This window comes from Nocardiopsis kunsanensis DSM 44524 (assembly GCF_000340965.1).
In the GTDB taxonomy this organism is placed as follows: domain Bacteria; phylum Actinomycetota; class Actinomycetes; order Streptosporangiales; family Streptosporangiaceae; genus Nocardiopsis; species Nocardiopsis kunsanensis.
Genome location: NZ_ANAY01000010.1, coordinates 127299 through 144652, shown reverse-complemented (window position 1 = coordinate 144652; position 17354 = coordinate 127299). Strand labels below are relative to the sequence as shown.

At 68.9% G+C, this 17354-nt stretch carries 17 protein-coding genes; 9 read left to right on the top strand and 8 right to left on the bottom strand.

The window, feature by feature from the left end; translation table 11 throughout:
• Nucleotides 1-378: 378 nt before the first annotated feature.
• Nucleotides 379-1572 (bottom strand): MFS transporter, encoded by a 1194-nt coding sequence (locus D456_RS0108415; protein WP_026115693.1) that lies wholly within the window; start codon nt 1570-1572, stop codon nt 379-381.
• A 55-nt stretch (nt 1573-1627) separates the two neighbouring features.
• Between D456_RS0108415 and D456_RS0108410 the strand changes: the two genes are divergently transcribed.
• Entirely contained in the window at nt 1628-2221 is a 594-nt protein-coding gene (locus D456_RS0108410; RefSeq protein WP_017575730.1) for a CGNR zinc finger domain-containing protein, read from the top strand.
• On the opposite strand, the gene D456_RS0108405 is transcribed toward D456_RS0108410, so the two are convergent.
• Both D456_RS0108405 and D456_RS26830 read right to left on the bottom strand, forming a co-directional pair.
• Nucleotides 2176-2583 (bottom strand): RidA family protein, encoded by a 408-nt coding sequence (locus tag D456_RS0108405; protein ID WP_017575729.1) that lies wholly within the window; start codon nt 2581-2583, stop codon nt 2176-2178. The genes D456_RS0108410 and D456_RS0108405 overlap by 46 nt on opposite strands.
• A gap of 15 nt (nt 2584-2598) precedes the next feature.
• On the bottom strand, nt 2599-2751 hold the full coding sequence (locus tag D456_RS26830; RefSeq protein WP_017575728.1) for a hypothetical protein: 153 nt from the start codon (nt 2749-2751) through the stop codon (nt 2599-2601).
• A 27-nt stretch (nt 2752-2778) separates the two neighbouring features.
• On the opposite strand from D456_RS26830, the gene D456_RS0108395 reads away from it, so the two are divergent.
• Entirely contained in the window at nt 2779-3897 is a 1119-nt protein-coding gene (locus tag D456_RS0108395) for an NAD(P)/FAD-dependent oxidoreductase (protein ID WP_017575727.1), read from the top strand.
• Nucleotides 3898-3906: 9 nt separating this feature from the next.
• Here D456_RS0108395 and D456_RS23850 read toward each other — a convergent pair whose 3' ends face one another.
• Nucleotides 3907-5001: an MBL fold metallo-hydrolase gene (locus tag D456_RS23850; protein WP_017575726.1), complete on the bottom strand. Its 1095-nt coding sequence runs from the start codon at nt 4999-5001 to the stop codon at nt 3907-3909.
• A complete protein-coding gene (locus D456_RS0108385; protein WP_026115692.1) occupies nt 4998-5846 on the bottom strand; it encodes an SDR family oxidoreductase in 849 nt (282 codons plus the stop codon). The genes D456_RS23850 and D456_RS0108385 overlap by 4 nt, the downstream gene beginning before the upstream one ends.
• 90 nt (nt 5847-5936) lie before the next feature.
• Here D456_RS0108385 and D456_RS0108380 point away from each other — a divergent pair, with 90 nt between their 5' ends.
• Nucleotides 5937-6587 (top strand): TetR/AcrR family transcriptional regulator, encoded by a 651-nt coding sequence (locus D456_RS0108380; protein WP_017575724.1) that lies wholly within the window; start codon nt 5937-5939, stop codon nt 6585-6587.
• 231 nt (nt 6588-6818) lie between these two features.
• Nucleotides 6819-8240: a sugar porter family MFS transporter gene (locus tag D456_RS0108375; protein WP_017575723.1), complete on the top strand. Its 1422-nt coding sequence runs from the start codon at nt 6819-6821 to the stop codon at nt 8238-8240.
• A 127-nt stretch (nt 8241-8367) separates the two neighbouring features.
• Here the strand turns inward: D456_RS0108375 and D456_RS0108370 are convergent, their stop codons facing one another.
• Nucleotides 8368-8550 carry an SHOCT domain-containing protein gene (locus tag D456_RS0108370; RefSeq protein ID WP_239643791.1) on the bottom strand — a complete coding sequence of 61 codons (183 nt, stop codon included), beginning with the start codon at nt 8548-8550 and terminating at the stop codon, nt 8368-8370.
• A 214-nt stretch (nt 8551-8764) separates the two neighbouring features.
• Between D456_RS0108370 and pabB the strand changes: the two genes are divergently transcribed.
• From pabB to D456_RS0108350, 4 genes are all read left to right on the top strand, one after another.
• Nucleotides 8765-10780 (top strand): aminodeoxychorismate synthase component I, encoded by a 2016-nt coding sequence (gene pabB, locus D456_RS0108365; RefSeq protein ID WP_017575721.1) that lies wholly within the window; start codon nt 8765-8767, stop codon nt 10778-10780.
• Nucleotides 10781-10869: 89 nt separating this feature from the next.
• The gene (locus D456_RS0108360) at nt 10870-11241 is read left to right on the top strand and encodes a nuclear transport factor 2 family protein (RefSeq protein ID WP_017575720.1); all 372 of its coding nucleotides are present in this window, start codon (nt 10870-10872) and stop codon (nt 11239-11241) included.
• Nucleotides 11242-11315: 74 nt separating this feature from the next.
• Nucleotides 11316-12008 carry a metal-dependent transcriptional regulator gene (locus D456_RS0108355; protein ID WP_017575719.1) on the top strand — a complete coding sequence of 231 codons (693 nt, stop codon included), beginning with the start codon at nt 11316-11318 and terminating at the stop codon, nt 12006-12008.
• Nucleotides 12009-12195: 187 nt separating this feature from the next.
• Nucleotides 12196-13407: an MFS transporter gene (locus D456_RS0108350; RefSeq protein WP_017575718.1), complete on the top strand. Its 1212-nt coding sequence runs from the start codon at nt 12196-12198 to the stop codon at nt 13405-13407.
• Nucleotides 13408-13487: 80 nt separating this feature from the next.
• Here D456_RS0108350 and D456_RS0108345 read toward each other — a convergent pair whose 3' ends face one another.
• Complete coding sequence (locus tag D456_RS0108345) at nt 13488-14843, bottom strand: dicarboxylate/amino acid:cation symporter (protein WP_017575717.1); 1356 nt, start codon at nt 14841-14843, stop codon at nt 13488-13490.
• A 328-nt stretch (nt 14844-15171) separates the two neighbouring features.
• Here D456_RS0108345 and D456_RS0108340 point away from each other — a divergent pair, with 328 nt between their 5' ends.
• The gene (locus tag D456_RS0108340) at nt 15172-16323 is read left to right on the top strand and encodes a baeRF2 domain-containing protein (protein WP_026115690.1); all 1152 of its coding nucleotides are present in this window, start codon (nt 15172-15174) and stop codon (nt 16321-16323) included.
• Between the two features lie 60 nt (nt 16324-16383).
• Here D456_RS0108340 and D456_RS0108335 read toward each other — a convergent pair whose 3' ends face one another.
• On the bottom strand, nt 16384-17337 hold the full coding sequence (locus D456_RS0108335) for an exonuclease domain-containing protein (protein ID WP_017575715.1): 954 nt from the start codon (nt 17335-17337) through the stop codon (nt 16384-16386).
• Nucleotides 17338-17354 lie beyond the last annotated feature (17 nt).

Below are 17354 nucleotides of genomic sequence, written 5' to 3'. Positions count from 1 at the left end.
TGTTTTCCTCACAACAAGCAACCAAACGAACACACAGCGTAGTTGACCGCCGATGCGCGCGCCCACAGTTCCCACACACAGCGACCGAACTTGCCCGTCCGGGTCTGCGCCCGCCCCCGGGCCTGTTCAGCGAACACCCGACCATCCAGGAGAACGGTCACTACCGTGAGCTCCAAGGCCACCAGAGCAAGGAGCAGAGCATAGGGCCCAACCTGTGTCCCGCCTGCTGGTTCCGCCCGCAGGCGGGTTCAGAGCCCAGGACCTGGCCACCGACCTGCCCCCGCGCCGAGCTCCTCGACGCCAGCATCGTCCTGAACCACTTGGTTCACGCCCTACGCACGGCCCGCCCCTACCCGCTCGAGGCCGACCTGACCGAGCTCACACGCCCGCAACAGCCCCTGATCCCGGCCGTCGCAGCGACAACACCCCGTGCGTGAGTGCGGCCAGAAGCTGACCCCCACACGCCAGCGCCAGGCACAGCACCACAGAATGTTCGGCCCAAGGACCTGCCACAGCAGCTCCCAAGGCGAAGGCCGAGATCTTCAGGCTCGCACCGATGGTAAAGACCTGCGCTCGCAGATACCCCGGCGCATGGCGGTGGCGCACCGAGAACAACGCGCTCAACTGCGGGCCCTCGGCCGCACCCAACACCACGGCGGCCGCGACCACCCACACCCACGAGGACGCAGCCGCGGCCAGAGCCGTCCCGCCCGCCTGAGCCAGTACACACACCAGGATCAGAGCATCCGGGCTCGGGGCCCGGATGCGCCGCGACAACACCAGGTTGGCCACCAACGAACACACCGCCATCACCGACAACAGCCACGCCCCGTGAGTGGCTACGCCCAGAAAACGCTCACCCAGCATCGGCACACACACCACGACCATGCCGGTCCCGGCCAGCGACAGGGACGTGACCGCCGTGGCACGCAGCAAAGACGGCGAGCGCAAGAACACGGTGGCCCCCGCCAGGAGTTGAGCACCGGCCCGCACCCGCTCTTCCACAGGGCTCGACACGGGCAAGGAACGGGCCAGGCCGGCCGCAAACACAACGCACCCCGCTGAGACCCACACCGCCACCCACGGCCCGGCCCCGGCGGCCACGGCCGCAGCCAGAGCGGGCCCGAGCAGGGCGGCCACCCCGAAGGTCATCGCATCCCGGACCGTGACGCGCTCCAACCGATCGGCTGAAACCAGAAAGGGCAGCTGGGACGTCCACCCGCCCGAGAGCGCCGGCCCCAGAACCCCTACCACCAGCGCCGTTGCCACGGCCCACCCCAGAGGAAGACCGGCACCCAACACGAACGTGAGCGCCACCAGACCGACCCCGTACAGGACCAAGAGCCACGCCAACAACCGGGTGGGTCTGCCACTGCGGTCCAGAGCCAGCCCCACCAGCGGCCCGCCCAGGACCGAAGTCGCAGTCAGCGCCGCCAACAGACTCGAACCGGCACTGATCGACCCCGTCGCGGCCAGGCCGAGCAAGAGCAGAGCCGGCCCGGACATCTCCTCACCCGTGCGGGCCCCGGCGGCGCCGATCAGATACCGCACCGAAGAACGGGGCATGTACATGACCGCGACACTAAAAGGTAACGCCCCAACACAGAAGAGGCGTTACCGTGGCCGTATGGACACCACCCCGCTCCCACGCACCTCCTCCGGATCCTCGGTCCGGGCCGTGGCCGAGCGCACCACCGACCTGCTCAACACCCTCGCCCAAGAGGACACAGGCCCCGCCCAGCTCGAGCAGGTCCTGCGCGCCCACGGCGAGAGCGAGCCCCACCTGACACAGAAAGACACAACAGCCCTGCACCGAGTGGCCGCTGACCTGCGCCACGTGCTGGATGCGGCCACCACAGAACAGGCCGCCGAACGCCTCAACCACCTGCTGGCCACCACGGCCCACCCACCGCGCCTGACCGACCACGGCGCCACCACCCACTGGCACCTGCACCTGGACAGCCACGACGACGCCCCCTGGGCCGAATGGGCGGCCTCCTCGGCCGGCATGTGCCTGGCTCTGCTGCTGAGCGACCGCCAACGCCCACCCGGGGGCGTGTGCGCGGCCCACGGATGCGCCCGGGTCTTCATCGACACCGGCAGCGGCAGCCCGCGCCGCCACTGCTCGCGCCGGTGCGCCACACGAGCCCGGGTGGCCGCGCACCGGGCCGCACGTCAGGACTCGGCGAGCACCGCCACCGCATCGACCTCCACGAGCTGATCCTCATAACCCAGCGCGGCCACCCCCAACAGGGTGCTGGGTGCATCGTGCTCACCCATGCGGGCCCGCACCACTTCCCAGGCCGCCACCAGATCCTCCTGGCGGGAACTGGCCACATACACCGTGGTCCTGACCACGTCGGCCAGCCCCGCGCCGGCCTCGGCCAGGGCGGTGGCCAGGTTGTCCATGACCTGGCCGGCCTGCCCGGCCACATCACCAACGGCCACCGTGGCACCCTGCACATCCAACGGACAGGCACCCGCGGTCCACACCACTCGCGCGGGAGTGTGCGCCACCGCCGCATAGGCATAGTCCACGTGTTCGGTCAGGCTCTGACTGCGCACGAGCACGAAATCCTCCATCGATCGGAAACACTCTCACCCGAAAGGACGGGCCGGGATCGGTGAGAGCTCGCTCTTCTGCGGCGAGCAGAACCCATCGAGCTCCGGCACCGCACTCAGACAGCTCACACGGGCTTCGAGCGCCTCGCACTCGCTGATGTCGAGGGCCCCGCCGCTCCGGGTGTCCACACCCCCGCACCCGGGCAACAACAATCCATGGACGTGATCGTTGTCGGCGGCGGCATCGTGGGGGCCAGCACCGCCTACCACCTGTGCAAGAAAGGCGTATCGACCCTGCTGGTGGAGACCGACCACACCGGCCAGGCCACCCAAGCCGGCACCGGGGTCATCCACCCCTGGCCCTTTCCCTGGGACGCCCCCACCGACTGGGCCTTCAAACTCGCAGCCGCCGCCCACCTGCCCCACCTGATGAACGAACTCGACCAGGACGGCCACCCGCCCGGCTACGAGATCACCGGCTCCCTGTCGGTGGAGACCCAAGAATCCGACTCGGCCTTCGCCCTGATGGACTCGCTGTCCCGACGCGAGGGCTTCGAGACCATGGCAGGCGTGCACCGCCTGGGCCCGGGCCGAGCACACGAACTCTTCCCCCTGCTGAACGAACACGACCACGGCATCCTCATCGAGGGCGGAGCCCGCCTCGACGGCGCTCTGGCCCGCCACGCCCTGCTCGAGGCCGCCCAGGAACGCGGCCTGCACCTGCGCGCCGGCCAGGCACGCCTGCTGTGGGAGAAGGACCGCGTCAGCGGGGTCCAGGTGGGCGGCGAACACCTCCGGGCGCCGGTGACCGTGGTGGCCGCCGGCGCCTGGTCGGCCCAGCTGCTCGCCCCCCTGGGGGTGGACCTTCCCCTGTTTCCCGTACGCGGACAGATGGCCCACTTCGCCCTGCCCGGACACAACACCCGCACCTGGCCCGGGGTGCGCTTCGGCACGCACGACTTCCACGCGGTCGCCTTCGCCCCCAACCGTGTGGCCACCTCCGGCACCCGCCGCCCCGAAGCCGGCTTCACCCACCAGGCCACCGTCACCGAACTGTCCTACCTGCTCAACACCGCACTGGCGACCATGCCGGGCCTGGGCCGGGCCGGCCTGGACCGGACCCGGGTGGGTTTTCGCCCGGCCACCCACGACGGCCACCAACTCCTGGGCCCGCACCAGAAGGCCCCGGGACTCGTCGTCGCCACCGGACTGGACGGCCAAGGGCTGACCTTCGGCCCCTTCCAAGGCCGAGTGGCCGCCCAACTGGCCCTGCAGGAGCCCACCGGCCTGGACCTGGAACCTCTGCGACCCGACCGGCCCACCCAGCCCTCCTGAACAGGCCCCTCACCCCCGGGGCGGGGTGAGGCATCCGTAGTCCAGCCCGCCGTGCGTGTGGGTGGGCAGCACCGGCCACTGGCGCTTCCACGGCGCGCACTCGGAAGAGGGGATGATCTGCCGCCACTGAGGGGCCCTGGGGGAGGGGGAGGCCATCGTCTTCTCCTTGACCATGGAGTCGTACTGGTCCAAGGAGTCCTCGAGCGTGTTGGCGTTGAGCACGACCTCCCGGCCGTAGAACCTCGCATGGCGACGCACACCAGGAATCCGGGACAACTCGGGCTGCCAGCTGTCGGCGGCCATCCCGTTCTCGGAGGAGACCCAGACCCCGTCGGAGGTGTTCAGGACCAAGGAGTGGTTGCCGTCGGTGTGCCCGGGCGTCCACAACAGGCTCACCCCCACACCGAGCTCGACATCGCCCTCCACGACCTCGAGCCGCTCAGGAGGCACCCCGTCCATACCGTGGTCCACGTACCAGGCCCACTGCATCGGGTGCATCGACTCGAAAGTGCCCAGCTCCCTGCGGTTGACCAACAGCTTCGCGTTGGCGAACAAGGGCTCGCGCGGGGCACTCTCCCCGGCGATCACCTGCTCGCTGCCCATGATCATGCGCACGTCCTGCACGTGCAGGTGGTCGAAGCTGAGGTAGTCCACGTCCTCGTTGGCCAACCCCAGCCGGGCCAGCACGGTGTCGGGATCGTTGTAGTACTTGACGAAGAGCTTTTCGGTACGCGTCCTGCGGCCGAACTCCTGCAACTTGGCGTAGAAGGGCGCTTGGGCCGACCCGGCAGGCACCGTGGGCTCCCACACCAGGATCTTCTCCCGACCGTCGAAACCCTCGAACCGGACGACGAACATCCGGTTGATGATGGAGATCATCGGGTTGACGTGCAAGGAATAGCCCTGGAAAGCGAAACGGGTGGGGTAGGGGGCGGCCGCGATGTCGACACTCTTGACCCCCAGAACCCGGCCCTGGGCCAGGAAACGTCCACGATAGCGTTCGGCCGCCGCGCGCACGGCCTCCAACCGCTCACCCCGCGGCCAGATCCGGTGCACCCCCTCGAACTCGGGGATCTCTCGTGTGGCCGTAGCGGACTGGGTCATAGTTCTTCTCCTGTGTTCCGGGGGCCGCTCAGATTGCGGTCCTCATAGCTGTGCCGGACCCTCTTGTCGGGCAGGGCGGCGAGCTGGTCGGGCACGGCCAAACGCAACAGGACATCACGCAGCCGCTGAGGAAGGACCTGGGCCCACCTGGCCAGGGGACCCACATAGGCGGGCAGACTGACCTCGAACCGCGGGCGGCGCACAAGAGCGGCCACGGCCCGGGCCACCTCCTCGGGGGTGAGCAACCGGGCGGCCCCGGTGGCGGTACCGGCTGCCAGCTCGGTCTCGACCACCCCCGGCATCACCACCGACAGCTCCACCCCGCTGCCGCGCAGCTCCGAACGCACCCCGCTCATATACCCCAGTACCCCGTGCTTGGTGGCAGCGTAGGTGGATTCGCCCGCAGGTGAGAGCCTGGCGGCGGCGGAGGCGATAGTGACGATGTGGCCGCTCCCGCGTGCACGCATGGCCGGCGCGGCCAGTTTGACGCCCCGGATGGTTCCGTGGAGGTTGACCTCGATCTGCCTGCGGGCCGCCTCCTCCGGCTCCTGCTCGAAGGGGCCCACCCACATCAGCCCGGCATTGTTGACCAGCACATCGATCGGGCCCAGGCGCTCCCGCACGGCCTCGAGGAAGGCCGAGAAAGAAGAGGTGTCGGTGACATCGCAGTCGAAGGCCTCGACCTTCCCGGGAAGCTGCGCAGCGCCGGCCCGGGCCTGCTCGGTGTCACGGTCGCCGATGGCCACGTGTGCGCCGCCGGCGGCCAGGTGCGCCGCCACCGCCCGTCCGATCCCACGCGCTCCTCCGGTGACCGCCACGACACGGCCCACCAGTGTTCGGGACACACTCCTCCTCCGATCCGGGGGTCAAATCTGACACGAACGCGTGTCAGATACCGGACAGCGTGCCACAACAAACAGAACAGAGGAAGAGGCTTGAACGACCGAACAACACAAACCCAACCCAGCAAGGGCCGCTACTCGGGACTGGAAGCCCCAGAACGCACACGCCGACGCCGACAGGCACTACTCGAAGCCGCCCTGGACCTGTTCACCACCCAGGGCTATGCAGCCACCTCGGTCAAACACCTCTGCCGCAGAGCCGAACTCACCGAACGCTACTTCTACGAGTCCTTCCGCGACCGCCACGCCTGCCTGACCCAGCTCTACACCGAACTGACCCGACAACTACTGGAACGCACCACCGCCGCGACCGAACAAACAGCCCACCTGGACGTGGACCAGGTCATCGAACGGGCACTCTCGCAATTCGTCGACCACCTGGCCCACGACCCCCGGCGCGCACGCCTGGTCCTGCTCGAGGTCGTGGGCGTCTCCCGGGAACTGGAAGAACGCAGGCACGCAGTCCTGCGCAGTTTCGCCGAACTGGCCCTCAACGTCTGGATGGAACACCTCGGACGCACCAACCCCGACCCCGCCCAACGCCTGTCCACCGTCGGACTCGTCGGCGCCGTCAACCACCTGCTGGTCGACTGGCTGCACCGGGGCCGACCGGAAACACAGAAGGAACTCGTCCAAGTCTGCACCCGCATGTTCTCCGCCGTCCGACAACAAATGGGGGAGTGAACCGGCCTTCCCCGCCCCGGGCACCAGACCAACAGAGTTACGGTGACTCGCTACACCCTTCGGGGTGACTTAGATCAAAAATTAGTAGTAAGGTCCTGCGAGTCGGTTTGCTCTCGGCCATCCCCGATGCCCGCAACAAACCGACCGCACCGAAACACAACACCGCCCGGCACACCCCGCCCCACCCCCCACGGGCACCGGGCACCACACCCCTGGGGGAAGGAAACCACCATGAGCTCTACCGACGCAGCCCGGGCCCCACGCCCCGGCGCCGGAGGGGCAAACCTGACCCACGTCACCCTGATCGCCGCCGCAGCGGCCATGGGCGGGTTCCTGTTCGGCTACGACAGCTCCGTCATCAACGGCGCCGTCGAAGCCATCCAAGGCCGCTTCGACGTCGGCCCCGGCACACTCGGCTTCACCGTCGCCTCAGCCCTGCTGGGCTGCGTACTGGGCGCAGCCCTGACCGGCCAGATCGCCGACCGGCTCGGACGCCTGCCCGTCATGCGCATCGCCGGAGTGCTCTTCGTCCTCAGCGCCATCGGCTCGGCCCTGCCCTTCGGTATCTGGGACCTGACCGCCTGGCGCATCCTGGGCGGCGTGGCCATCGGCCTGGCCTCGGTCATCGCCCCCACCTACATCGCCGAGGTCTCACCCGCCCCCTACCGCGGACGCCTGGCCTCCCTGCAACAACTGGCCATCGTCCTGGGCATCGCCGCCTCCCAACTGGTCAACTACGCCATCGCCCAGATCGCCGACGGCAGCGCCGCCAACACCCTGGGCCCCCTGCAGGCCTGGCAATGGATGCTGGCCATCGAGACCCTGCCCGCCCTGGCCTACATCGCACTGAGCTTCTTCATCCCCGAATCCCCCCGCCACCTGGTCCGCGTCGACCACACCGACCGGGCCCGCCAGGTCCTGGCCCGCATCGAAGGCCCCGAAGCCGTCCCCGGCCGCATCGACGAGATCCACCGCGCCCTGGGCACGGAAGTACGCCCCCAACTGCGTGACCTGGCCGGACGCTACGGCCTGCTGCCCATCGTCTGGATCGGCATGGGCGTGTCCGCCTTCCAGCAGCTGGTCGGCATCAACGTCATCTTCTACTACTCCAGCTCCCTGTGGCAGTCGGTGGGCGTCGACGAGAGCAACTCCCTGCTGCTGAGCCTGTTCACCTCCGTGGTCAACATCATCGGCACCCTCATCGCGATCGTGCTCGTGGACCGCATCGGCCGCAAACCCCTGCTGCTCACCGGCTCGGCCGGCATGACCCTGGCCCTGGCCACCGCCGCACTGGCCTTCAGCAACGCCACCGGCCAAGGCGAGGACGTGGCCCTGCCCTTCGCCTGGGGCGTGGTCGCCCTGATCACAGCCAGCTCCTTCGTGCTCTTCTTCGCCCTGTCCTGGGGCGTGGTCGTCTGGGTCCTGCTGGGGGAGATGTTCCCGCTGCGCATCCGCGCCGCCGCCATGGGCGTGGCCACCGCCACCCAGTGGCTGGCCAACTGGCTGGTCACCGTCAGCTTCCCCGCCATGAGCGACTGGAACCTGAGCCTGACCTACCTCGTCTACGCCCTCTTCGCCCTGCTCTCCCTGCTGTTCGTGTGGAAATTCGTTGCAGAGACCAAGGGCAAGACCCTGGAGGAGATGCAAGGCTGACCCTCCCTCCGAAACCGGCACGCCCCCAGGTCCCAGAGCGGGCCCTGGGGGCACACCTTTGTCCCCCCACCGGACGGGCCCACCGGGCACCCACCCCCAACCACCGCCCCGTCCGAGCCCGCCGGTCTCACTCCAGATCGATCTTGCGCTGCAAGAACTCCTCACGACCGACCTCACCGCGCGCATAGCGCAGACGCAGCTCAGCCAGAGCCGGATCCATCCCCTCCCCGGCCACCTCCGGCCCCCGCGACCCGCGCCCAGTCGAAGAACCACGCACACCAGGGCTCCGACCCGGCCCCGGACCGGACATCTGAGTGATCGCCGCCACCGTCACAAGCAGGAACAGAACCAGCACCGAAACCACACACCCTTCGCAACCACACCGCAGCCCCCACCACAGGGCCACACCCTTGCGTTCTACCCCGCCCCGGCCCCAGCGCCCACCCCGCACCGGACCAGGCCCCCACCCAGGAACAACAACCCACCGCCGTAACCTGAAGAACCCGCACAACAGAAAGGGCCGGATGCGCGTTCTCCTGGTGGACAACTTTGATTCCTACACCTACAACCTGGCGCACCTGACGGCCGACGCCACCGGCCACTGGCCCACCATCGTGACCAACGACGACCCCGCCTGCCAGACACCGGACACCGCCGACTACGACGCCCTACTCATCTCACCCGGCCCCGGCCGGCCCCAAAACCCCCGCGACCTGGGCCAGGTACCCGACCTCCTGGCCCGCACCCACCTGCCCGTCCTGGGCATATGCCTGGGCCACCAAGCCATCGCCCACCTGGCCGGCGCCCACGTGCACTCCGCACCCCGCCCCCGCCACGGCCACCTCTCCCGCATCCGCCACACCGGCACCGGCCTGTTCACGCACCTGCCCCAGGACTTCACCGCCGTGCGCTACCACTCCCTGGCCGTGACCCAACCCCTGCCCGAACACCTGCACGCCACCGCCCACGCAGAAGACGGCGTCCTGATGGGCCTGACCCACCGCGACCTCCCCCGCTGGGGCCTGCAGTTCCACCCCGAATCCGTGGCCGGCGAACACGGCCACACCCTGCTCACCACCTTCGCCGATCTGGCCCGCCCCCGCGCACGCAGCGCCCGCACCACCACGCCCGCCCCACCAACACCACACGAACACCAACCCTCCACCCCACACCCCCAAGTCCTGACCCTGGACCGGGAAATCGACACCGAAGCCGCCTTCCACCACCTCTACGCCCACACCACACCCGCCTTCTGGCTGGACAGCTCCCTACCCCAAGGCCCCGCACGCTTTTCCTACCTGGGCGCAGCCACCGGCGACATCCTCACCTACCACCTCGACCAGAACCACGTACACATCCGTCGCCCCGACGGCACCACCCACCACGAACACGGCACCATCTTCACCGCACTCGAACGCCGCCACCACCCCACCCACCCCCACCCCGACCTTCCCTTCGACTTCACCGGCGGCCACATCGGCTACTTCGGCTACGAACTCAAAGCCCACTGCGGCACCGACAACACCCACACCGCCACCACCCCCGACGCCGTCTGGATGCGCTGCGACCGCTTCATAGCCGTGGACCACCACCAACAACGCACCTACCTGGTCAGCACCGACCACACCCCCGAAGCCACCACCTGGCTCCACACCACCCGCACCACCCTGAACAACCTGACCCCCCTACCCGAACCCACCCCCACCACCCACCAGACCGACCCCACCCCACTCCTGGAACGCGACCACACCCACTACCTGGCCGACATCAAAGAATGCCTGGCCCAACTCACCCAAGGCGAAAGCTACGAAATCTGCCTGACCAACCGGATCCGCACACCCGACCCCCACACCGACGACCTCCAGCTCTACCGAAAACTACGCCGCACCAACCCCGCCCCCTACGCCGCCCTGCTACGCCTGGACGGGCTCACCCTCCTGAGCTGCTCACCCGAACGTTTCCTGCGCGTGGACACCCACCACACAGCCGAATCACGCCCCATCAAAGGCACCGCACCCCGCCACCCCGACCCCCGCACCGACCGCGCCGCCGCCCACGCCCTGACCACCGACCCCAAGACCCGCGCCGAGAACCTCATGATCGTGGACCTGCTCCGCAACGACCTGGGACGGGTCTGCCAACCAGGCAGCATCGAAGTACCCGCCTTCATGTACACCGAGACCTACGCCGGACTGCACCAACTCGTCTCCACCGTGCGCGGACACCTGCACCCGGACTACAACGCCCTCGACGCCGTCCGAGCCTGCTTCCCCGGAGGATCCATGACCGGAGCCCCCAAACTCCGCACCATGGACATCATCGACCGCCTGGAAACCTCCGCCCGCGGCCCCTACTCCGGCGCCCTGGGCTACCTGTCCGACAACGGAGCCGCCGACCTGAACATCATCATCCGCACCGCCGTACGCTCCGGCGGCGAACTCACCATCGGCGCCGGCGGAGCGATCGTCCTGGACTCCGACCCCCAAGCCGAATACGAAGAAATGCTCCTCAAAGCAACCGGCCCCCTCAGCGCCCTGTAACCCCAGGGCACAACCCCACCCCCGCCCCAGATCCACGGCAGGCAACCAGAACACCCCGCGCCCGCCCGGCACCAGCAGAATCGAGAACCATGGACCCCACCAGCGCCGTCCACGAAGCCATCACCGCAGAAATGCGCCTGCTCGAACCCGACCTGCGCGCCGACCCCACCCGCGCACGCGCCCTCCTGGCCCCGGACTTCACCGAATACGGCTCCTCCGGAACCGTCTACGACCGCGCCGCGATCCTGGACCTGCTCCAACACCACAACAGCGGACCAGCGGTGCGACACCGCCCCCACGTACACCACATGGCCGGCCGCCAACTCGCCCCCGGCCTCGTGCAGCTGACCTACACCACCAGCACCACCGGCCACCGGAGCCTACGCAGCAGCCTCTGGCGCCAAGACAGCGACCACACCTGGCGCTGCTTCTTCCACCAAGCCACCCCCACCCGCCCCTGACACCCACGCCCCGCCCCGGACAGGCCCCACACACCACATGGCCGCCCCACCGCACACACGGTACGGTGACGGCCATGGACAACGCACCGACACGACCGTCCACGTCGGTCGAGGACTACGTGAAGGTCATCTACGACCTCCAGGAAAGAGGCACCAAACCGGTGACCATCTCCGGCATGGCCGAACGACTGTCGGTGTCCAACTCCTCCGTCTCCGGCATGCTGCGCAAACTCAACGAACTCGGCCTGGTCCAACACCAACGCTACGGCGCCGTCAGCCTCACCGAAGCCGGCACCAAGGCCGCCCTGTCGGTCCTGCGCCGCCACCGCCTCCTGGAGACCTACCTGGTCGCCGAACTCGGCTACTCCTGGGACGAAGTCCACGACGAAGCCGAAATCCTCGAACACGTGGTCTCCGACAAATTCGTCGACCGCATAGCCCACCACCTGGGCCAACCCCTGGTCGACCCCCACGGCGACCCCATCCCCACCCGCGAAGGCGACATCGTCCAACGCCCCTCCCTGCTGCTCTCCCAAGCCGACGAAGGCACCACCGGCACCATCGTCCGCGTCAACGACACCGACCCCGACCTGCTGCGCTACCTCGACGAAGTCGACCTGGGCATCGGCATGCACCTGCGCGTGGAACGCCACCAACCCTTCGCCGGATCCATGGAGATCACCGTGCACACCCAGGCAGACCCACGCCCCCAAGCCCTGGGCCTGGTAGCCGCCCAAGCCCTGTGGATCAGCCCCGACACCCCCTGAACCACCCACCCCACCCGCCACCCCAGCAGCACCGACCCTGGCGCCCGACCCACACCCGCTCCTACACTGAACCCATGCACAAGCGCCGTTAACCCACCACACGAGGTCGATCGCCCCCACGGGCACGCGGACCCCCACCAGGGCCCGCCACCCCAACCCGTGCCCGCCGGCGACCAGAAAGACCTCCATGCCCACCCCGTACACGCACGCCAACAACGCACGCCTGCAACGCCTGACCCGCCCCCTGTACGCCTACGCCGTGTGCCAGGAACTCATCCTCCTGTACCCGGTCTACACCCTGCTCTTCGCACACCACGGACTCTCCACCACCCAGATCAGCTCCCTGTTCGTGATCTGGTCCCTGACCTCCGTCCTGCTGGCCCTCCCCACCGGCACCTGGGCCGACCTGGTCCCACGCCGCCACCTCCTGGCCCTGGGCCCACTACTGACCGGAACCGGCTTCACCCTGTGGCTCCTGGCACCCTCCTACCCGGCCTTCGCCGCCGGGTTCGTGCTCTGGGGCACCGGCAGCACCCTGGTCTCCGGCACCCTGGAAGCCCTGGTCCACACCGAACTGGACCACCGCGGCGCACCCGACCACTACACCCGCCTCATGGGACGCACCAGCGCCCTGGAAGTGGCCTCGGCCGGAACCGCCACCCTGCTGGCCGTACCCGCCATGGCCCACGGCGGCTACACCACGGTCGGCGCCGCCAGCGTCACAGTGTGCGCACTGGGCGCCCTGACCGCACTGGCCCTACCCGAACAACGCCCCACAACCACCCCGGACCAGAACCCCCACCCCGACCCCGGCTACACCGCCACCCTGCGCGCAGGCCTGCACCAGGCCCGCACCAGCCGCCCGGTCCGCTCCGCCCTGCTCCTGCTCGTGGTAGCCACCGTCTTCTGGCAGAGCCTGGAGGAATACATCCCCCTCCTGGCCTCCGACAGCGGCGTCGCCCCCGCCACCGTGCCCGCGGTCATGCTCCTGGTCTGGGCCTTCGTCACCATCGGCGGACTGACCGCCGCCCGCGCGGCCCGATGGCCCCGCCCCCTCCTGGGCCTGGCCCTGATCGCAGCGACCCTGGCCGCAGGCACCGGCGCGCACCTGGGCACCTGGGGCGGCTGGGCCCTGCTGGGCGCCGGCTTCGCCATCTACCAGGTCCTGGCCGTGGTGGCCGACGCCCGCCTGCAGGAAGCCATCACCGGCCGCGCCCGCGCCACCGTCACCTCACTGGCGGGCCTGGGCACCGATGCGGTGGCCATCGGTACCTACGCCGGCTACGCCGGCCTCATCACCGGGCTGGGCCACCCGGCCGTCTTCACCCTGTTCATGCTGCCCTACGCCGCGGTGGGACTGACGGTGCTGGCCCCGGCCCGGACCCGGAACACGACCTGACTGTGGGGTGCGCCCCCGCGCGGGGGCGCACCCCACCCGAACACCTGCCCGGGCTCAACACCCCGGCCGGCACGCAAGGCCTACCCCTGCCCGGGCTCAACACCCGGAGAAGACGAGGACGAGCCCCGCCGCTGCAGGTCCTGCCCCTGACCCTCCTCCTGGCCCGGCTCACGCAACATCCCCTTCTCCGTGGCCGCCACCACCCGCGTACCCGCCAGATCACCGGTGACATTGCACATCGTGCGGGCCATGTCCAACAACGCGTCGATACCGGCCACCAGAGCCACCGGCGCCATCGGCAACCCCACCGACGTGGTAGCCATCGTCAACATCACCAGCCCCGCCCCGGGCACCCCCGCCGTACCGACAGAAGCCAACACCCCCACCAGCACCACCGTGGCCAGCTCGACCACACCCAAACTCTGCCCGGCGATGTTGGCCACGAACACCGTGGCCGCACCCACATAGATCGCAGTGCCGTCCATGTTGACGGTCGCGCCCAACGGCAGACTGAACCCGTACACACCCTCACGCACACCCATACGCCGGGCCGCCGCCGTGGACACCGGCAGAGTGCCGCCACTGGAACGGGTCACGAACGCAGTCACCATCGGATCCTTGGCCGCAGCGAAGAACCGACCCAACGGCGCACGGAACAGCAGCAGGATCAACGCATAAACCCCGACCATCAACACGATCGACCCGTAGACCACACCGGTCAGCTGCACGAGCGGACCGATCGCCTCGGCCCCGGTCTGGGCCAGCACCGCCGCGATCAACGCGAACACACCCACCGGCGCATACTCCAGCACACCACGCACCACCCGAAACACCAGGTCGGCGGCGGCATCAGTACCCTTGCGCAGGAACAGGCCCCACTCCTGGGCGCGCTCGTCGTCGCTGTTCATCATGAAGGTCAACGCCAGACCGAACACCAACGCCAAGAACATGATCGCCAACACGTTGCCCTCGACCAGAGCCTGGAAAGGGTTGGCCGGCACGATCTGCACCAGCGTGTCGGTCACCGACGGCACCTCGGCGCCCTCCTGGCCCTGCCCGCCGGGCATGCTCAACCCCGCACCGGGCGAGACCGCCAACGCCAGAGCCAACCCCACCGTGATGGCAAAGGCCGAGGTGACCAGGTAGAACACGAACACCTTCACACCGATCCGCCCCAACCGCTGCGGGGAGATCGAGGACACACCCGCGACCAGCGTGGTGATGATCAGCGGGAAGATCAGCATCTGCAGCAGGTTCAGGAAGATCTCACCGAGCGGATCCAACACGGCCAGCGCCCGCTCCTGCACACCGGCGGCGTTGATCACCAGACCCGCCACCGCGCCCGCCACCAGGGCCACGGCCATCTTCCAGATCAGGGGAATGTTCAGGTAACGGCGCAGCAGCGAAGGGGAAGCTGCCGGGGCAGGGGTGGACATCGGGGTCCTTCATCGTCTGGGGGCAGGGCACTGAGAACACGAGGAGGACCACCCAAACAGGCGCTTTCCCCCTCATCCACCCAGAACAGATACCCCCCGCAGCCCCGCCACCAACCCCACTCCACGACCCGTCACCACTTCGATACACACCCCGCCCCGGCCGCCCCGCACCCACCCGGCGGGTCAGCACACAGCAAATCCTTGGACAAAGAGCGCACTCACCTGCACAAACCTATGTCCACAACGCGCCCCGTACCCCAGGATGGACCCCAGGGCCGACCCCAAGAAGGAGGTGGGGCAGGGCGGGGGACACACGCCCTGCACGCACATGGACCTGGGCTTCCTGCGACCTCTCTACAGCACCGACGCCCCCGTGGCCTCGGTACACCTGGACACCAGCCGCCACAGCACCGACTCCGACAAGGAGATCGAACTGCGCTGGCGCCACCTGCGCCAACACCTGACCCGACTGGGCACCGACCAGGCCACCCTCCACGCACTCGAAGAAGCCGTGGGCCAGGGCCCCTCACGCTCCTACGGCACCCACGGCCAGTCCCTGTTCGCCTCCCAAGGCCAACTCCTGGACACCCACACCCTGGCCGTACCCCCCCAACACGACCACGCCACCTGGATGCCCGTACCCGACCCACTACCCCTGGTCGTGGACCGCGGACGCCACATCCCCTACGTCCTGGTCGCCCTGGACCGGGTCAACGCCAAGATCGTGGGCTACACCGACCAACCCACCCAAGGCCCCGCCCTGCAAGAACACCCCACCGGCCAGACCATGCACAACCTCGACGGCCCCCTGGGCCGCAGCGGCCCAGGACAACGCCGCGGACTGGGCGGACGCGGCAGCGCCCAACACGCCGCCCAACAGATGTGGCGCGAGAACACCGCCGCCTTCGCCGAACGCGTACGCGAAGCCGTACGCGCCGTCGACGCCAAGATCATCCTGGTCGGCGGCGACGAGGAAGCCATCACCTACCTGCGCCAGAACCTGGGCCCGCGCCAACTCAGCATCCCCATCCGCATCATCGCGGGCGGACGCGGGGGACAGGCCGCCCAGGAACGCCTGCACCAGGCCGCCGAACAGGCCCTGGCCGAGCACATCCTGGACGAACACACCCAAGCCCTCAACGACTACCAGCAAAAACTCGCCCACGACCAAGCCGTGGAAGGCACCGAACAGGCCACACACATGCTCACCGAAGCACGCGTACAGACCCTGCTGCTCACAGCCCAACGCCAGAACGAGAACCACCTGTACGCCAGCCTGACCCAACCCGTCCCGGTCGCCCAGGACCCCGCCGACCTGGGCCAGGTCGACCACGACGTGTTCACCGCCCCGGCCAGCGCCCTGATGCTGCGCTCAGCAGCAGCCTCCGGCGCCTCCTTCACCGAACTACTCGAACAGGACACCGCACCCGCCGGCAGCGACCACGGCGCCCTCCTGCGCTTTGCCGGCAACAACCACTGACCCCGAACACAAAAAAAGGGGGGTGCCCGCCCCTACCGACACGGGCACCCCCGGGGTGCCTCAACCCTGCTCCAGCCCCAACAACGCCAAGAACCGCGCCTCGTCCACGACCCGGATCCGCTGACCCTGGGCGGCATAGGCCTCGGCCTGGCGCTGCTTGGCGCTCTTACCGCCGTGGTCGTTGCGCCCGGCCACCAGCACACCGGTCTTCTTGGTGACGTTCTTGGCCGGATGCCCCCCGGCCTCGGCCACCCGCTTCCACGCCTCGGTCTTGTCCATGGACTCCAGCTCCCCGGACACACACACCACCTGCCCGAACAACGGACCGTCCGGGTCGGCCCCGCTCCAGGCCCGGGGCAACGGGGCCCGGGCCTGGCTCTGCCAACGACTGAACCGGTCCCCGCCCTCCACCGGAACGGCCTCGGGCACAGCCACCGCCGCCCCGGCCGGCAGATGCGACAACACCAGCCCGCTGGCCCCGGACAACTCCAACAACGAACTCGTGCCGTAATGGGCCATGGCCGCCAACACCACCTGCGCAGCAGCCTCGGCATCGGCATCGGCCCGGTGGTGAGCACCCAGGACATGACCGATATGGGCACACACCGTCGGCAACCTGTGGTCGGCCAACTGCCCCCACGTACGCCGCGCCAACGCCAACGTGCACACATAATCCCACTCGGGATGGGCCATCCCGCTGTGCGCGCACGCCCGACGCAACACCCCCACGTCGAACGCGGCATTGTGCGCCACCAACGGGCTCTGGCCACAGAACTCGACGATGTCCCGGTGCACCTGCTCCCACCCGGGAGCACCGGCCACATCAGCGGCCGTGATCCCGTGCACAGCCGTGTTGCGGGCACTGAAGAAATCCACCGGCCGCGGCGGACGGATCAACGTGCTGTAACGCTCGACCACCCGCCCGCCACTGACCCGCACCAACCCCACCGAGCACGCACTACCACGGTCGTTGTTGGCGGTCTCGAAATCGATCGCGGTCCAGGTGTCGAGCACCCCGCACCTCCTGCAGG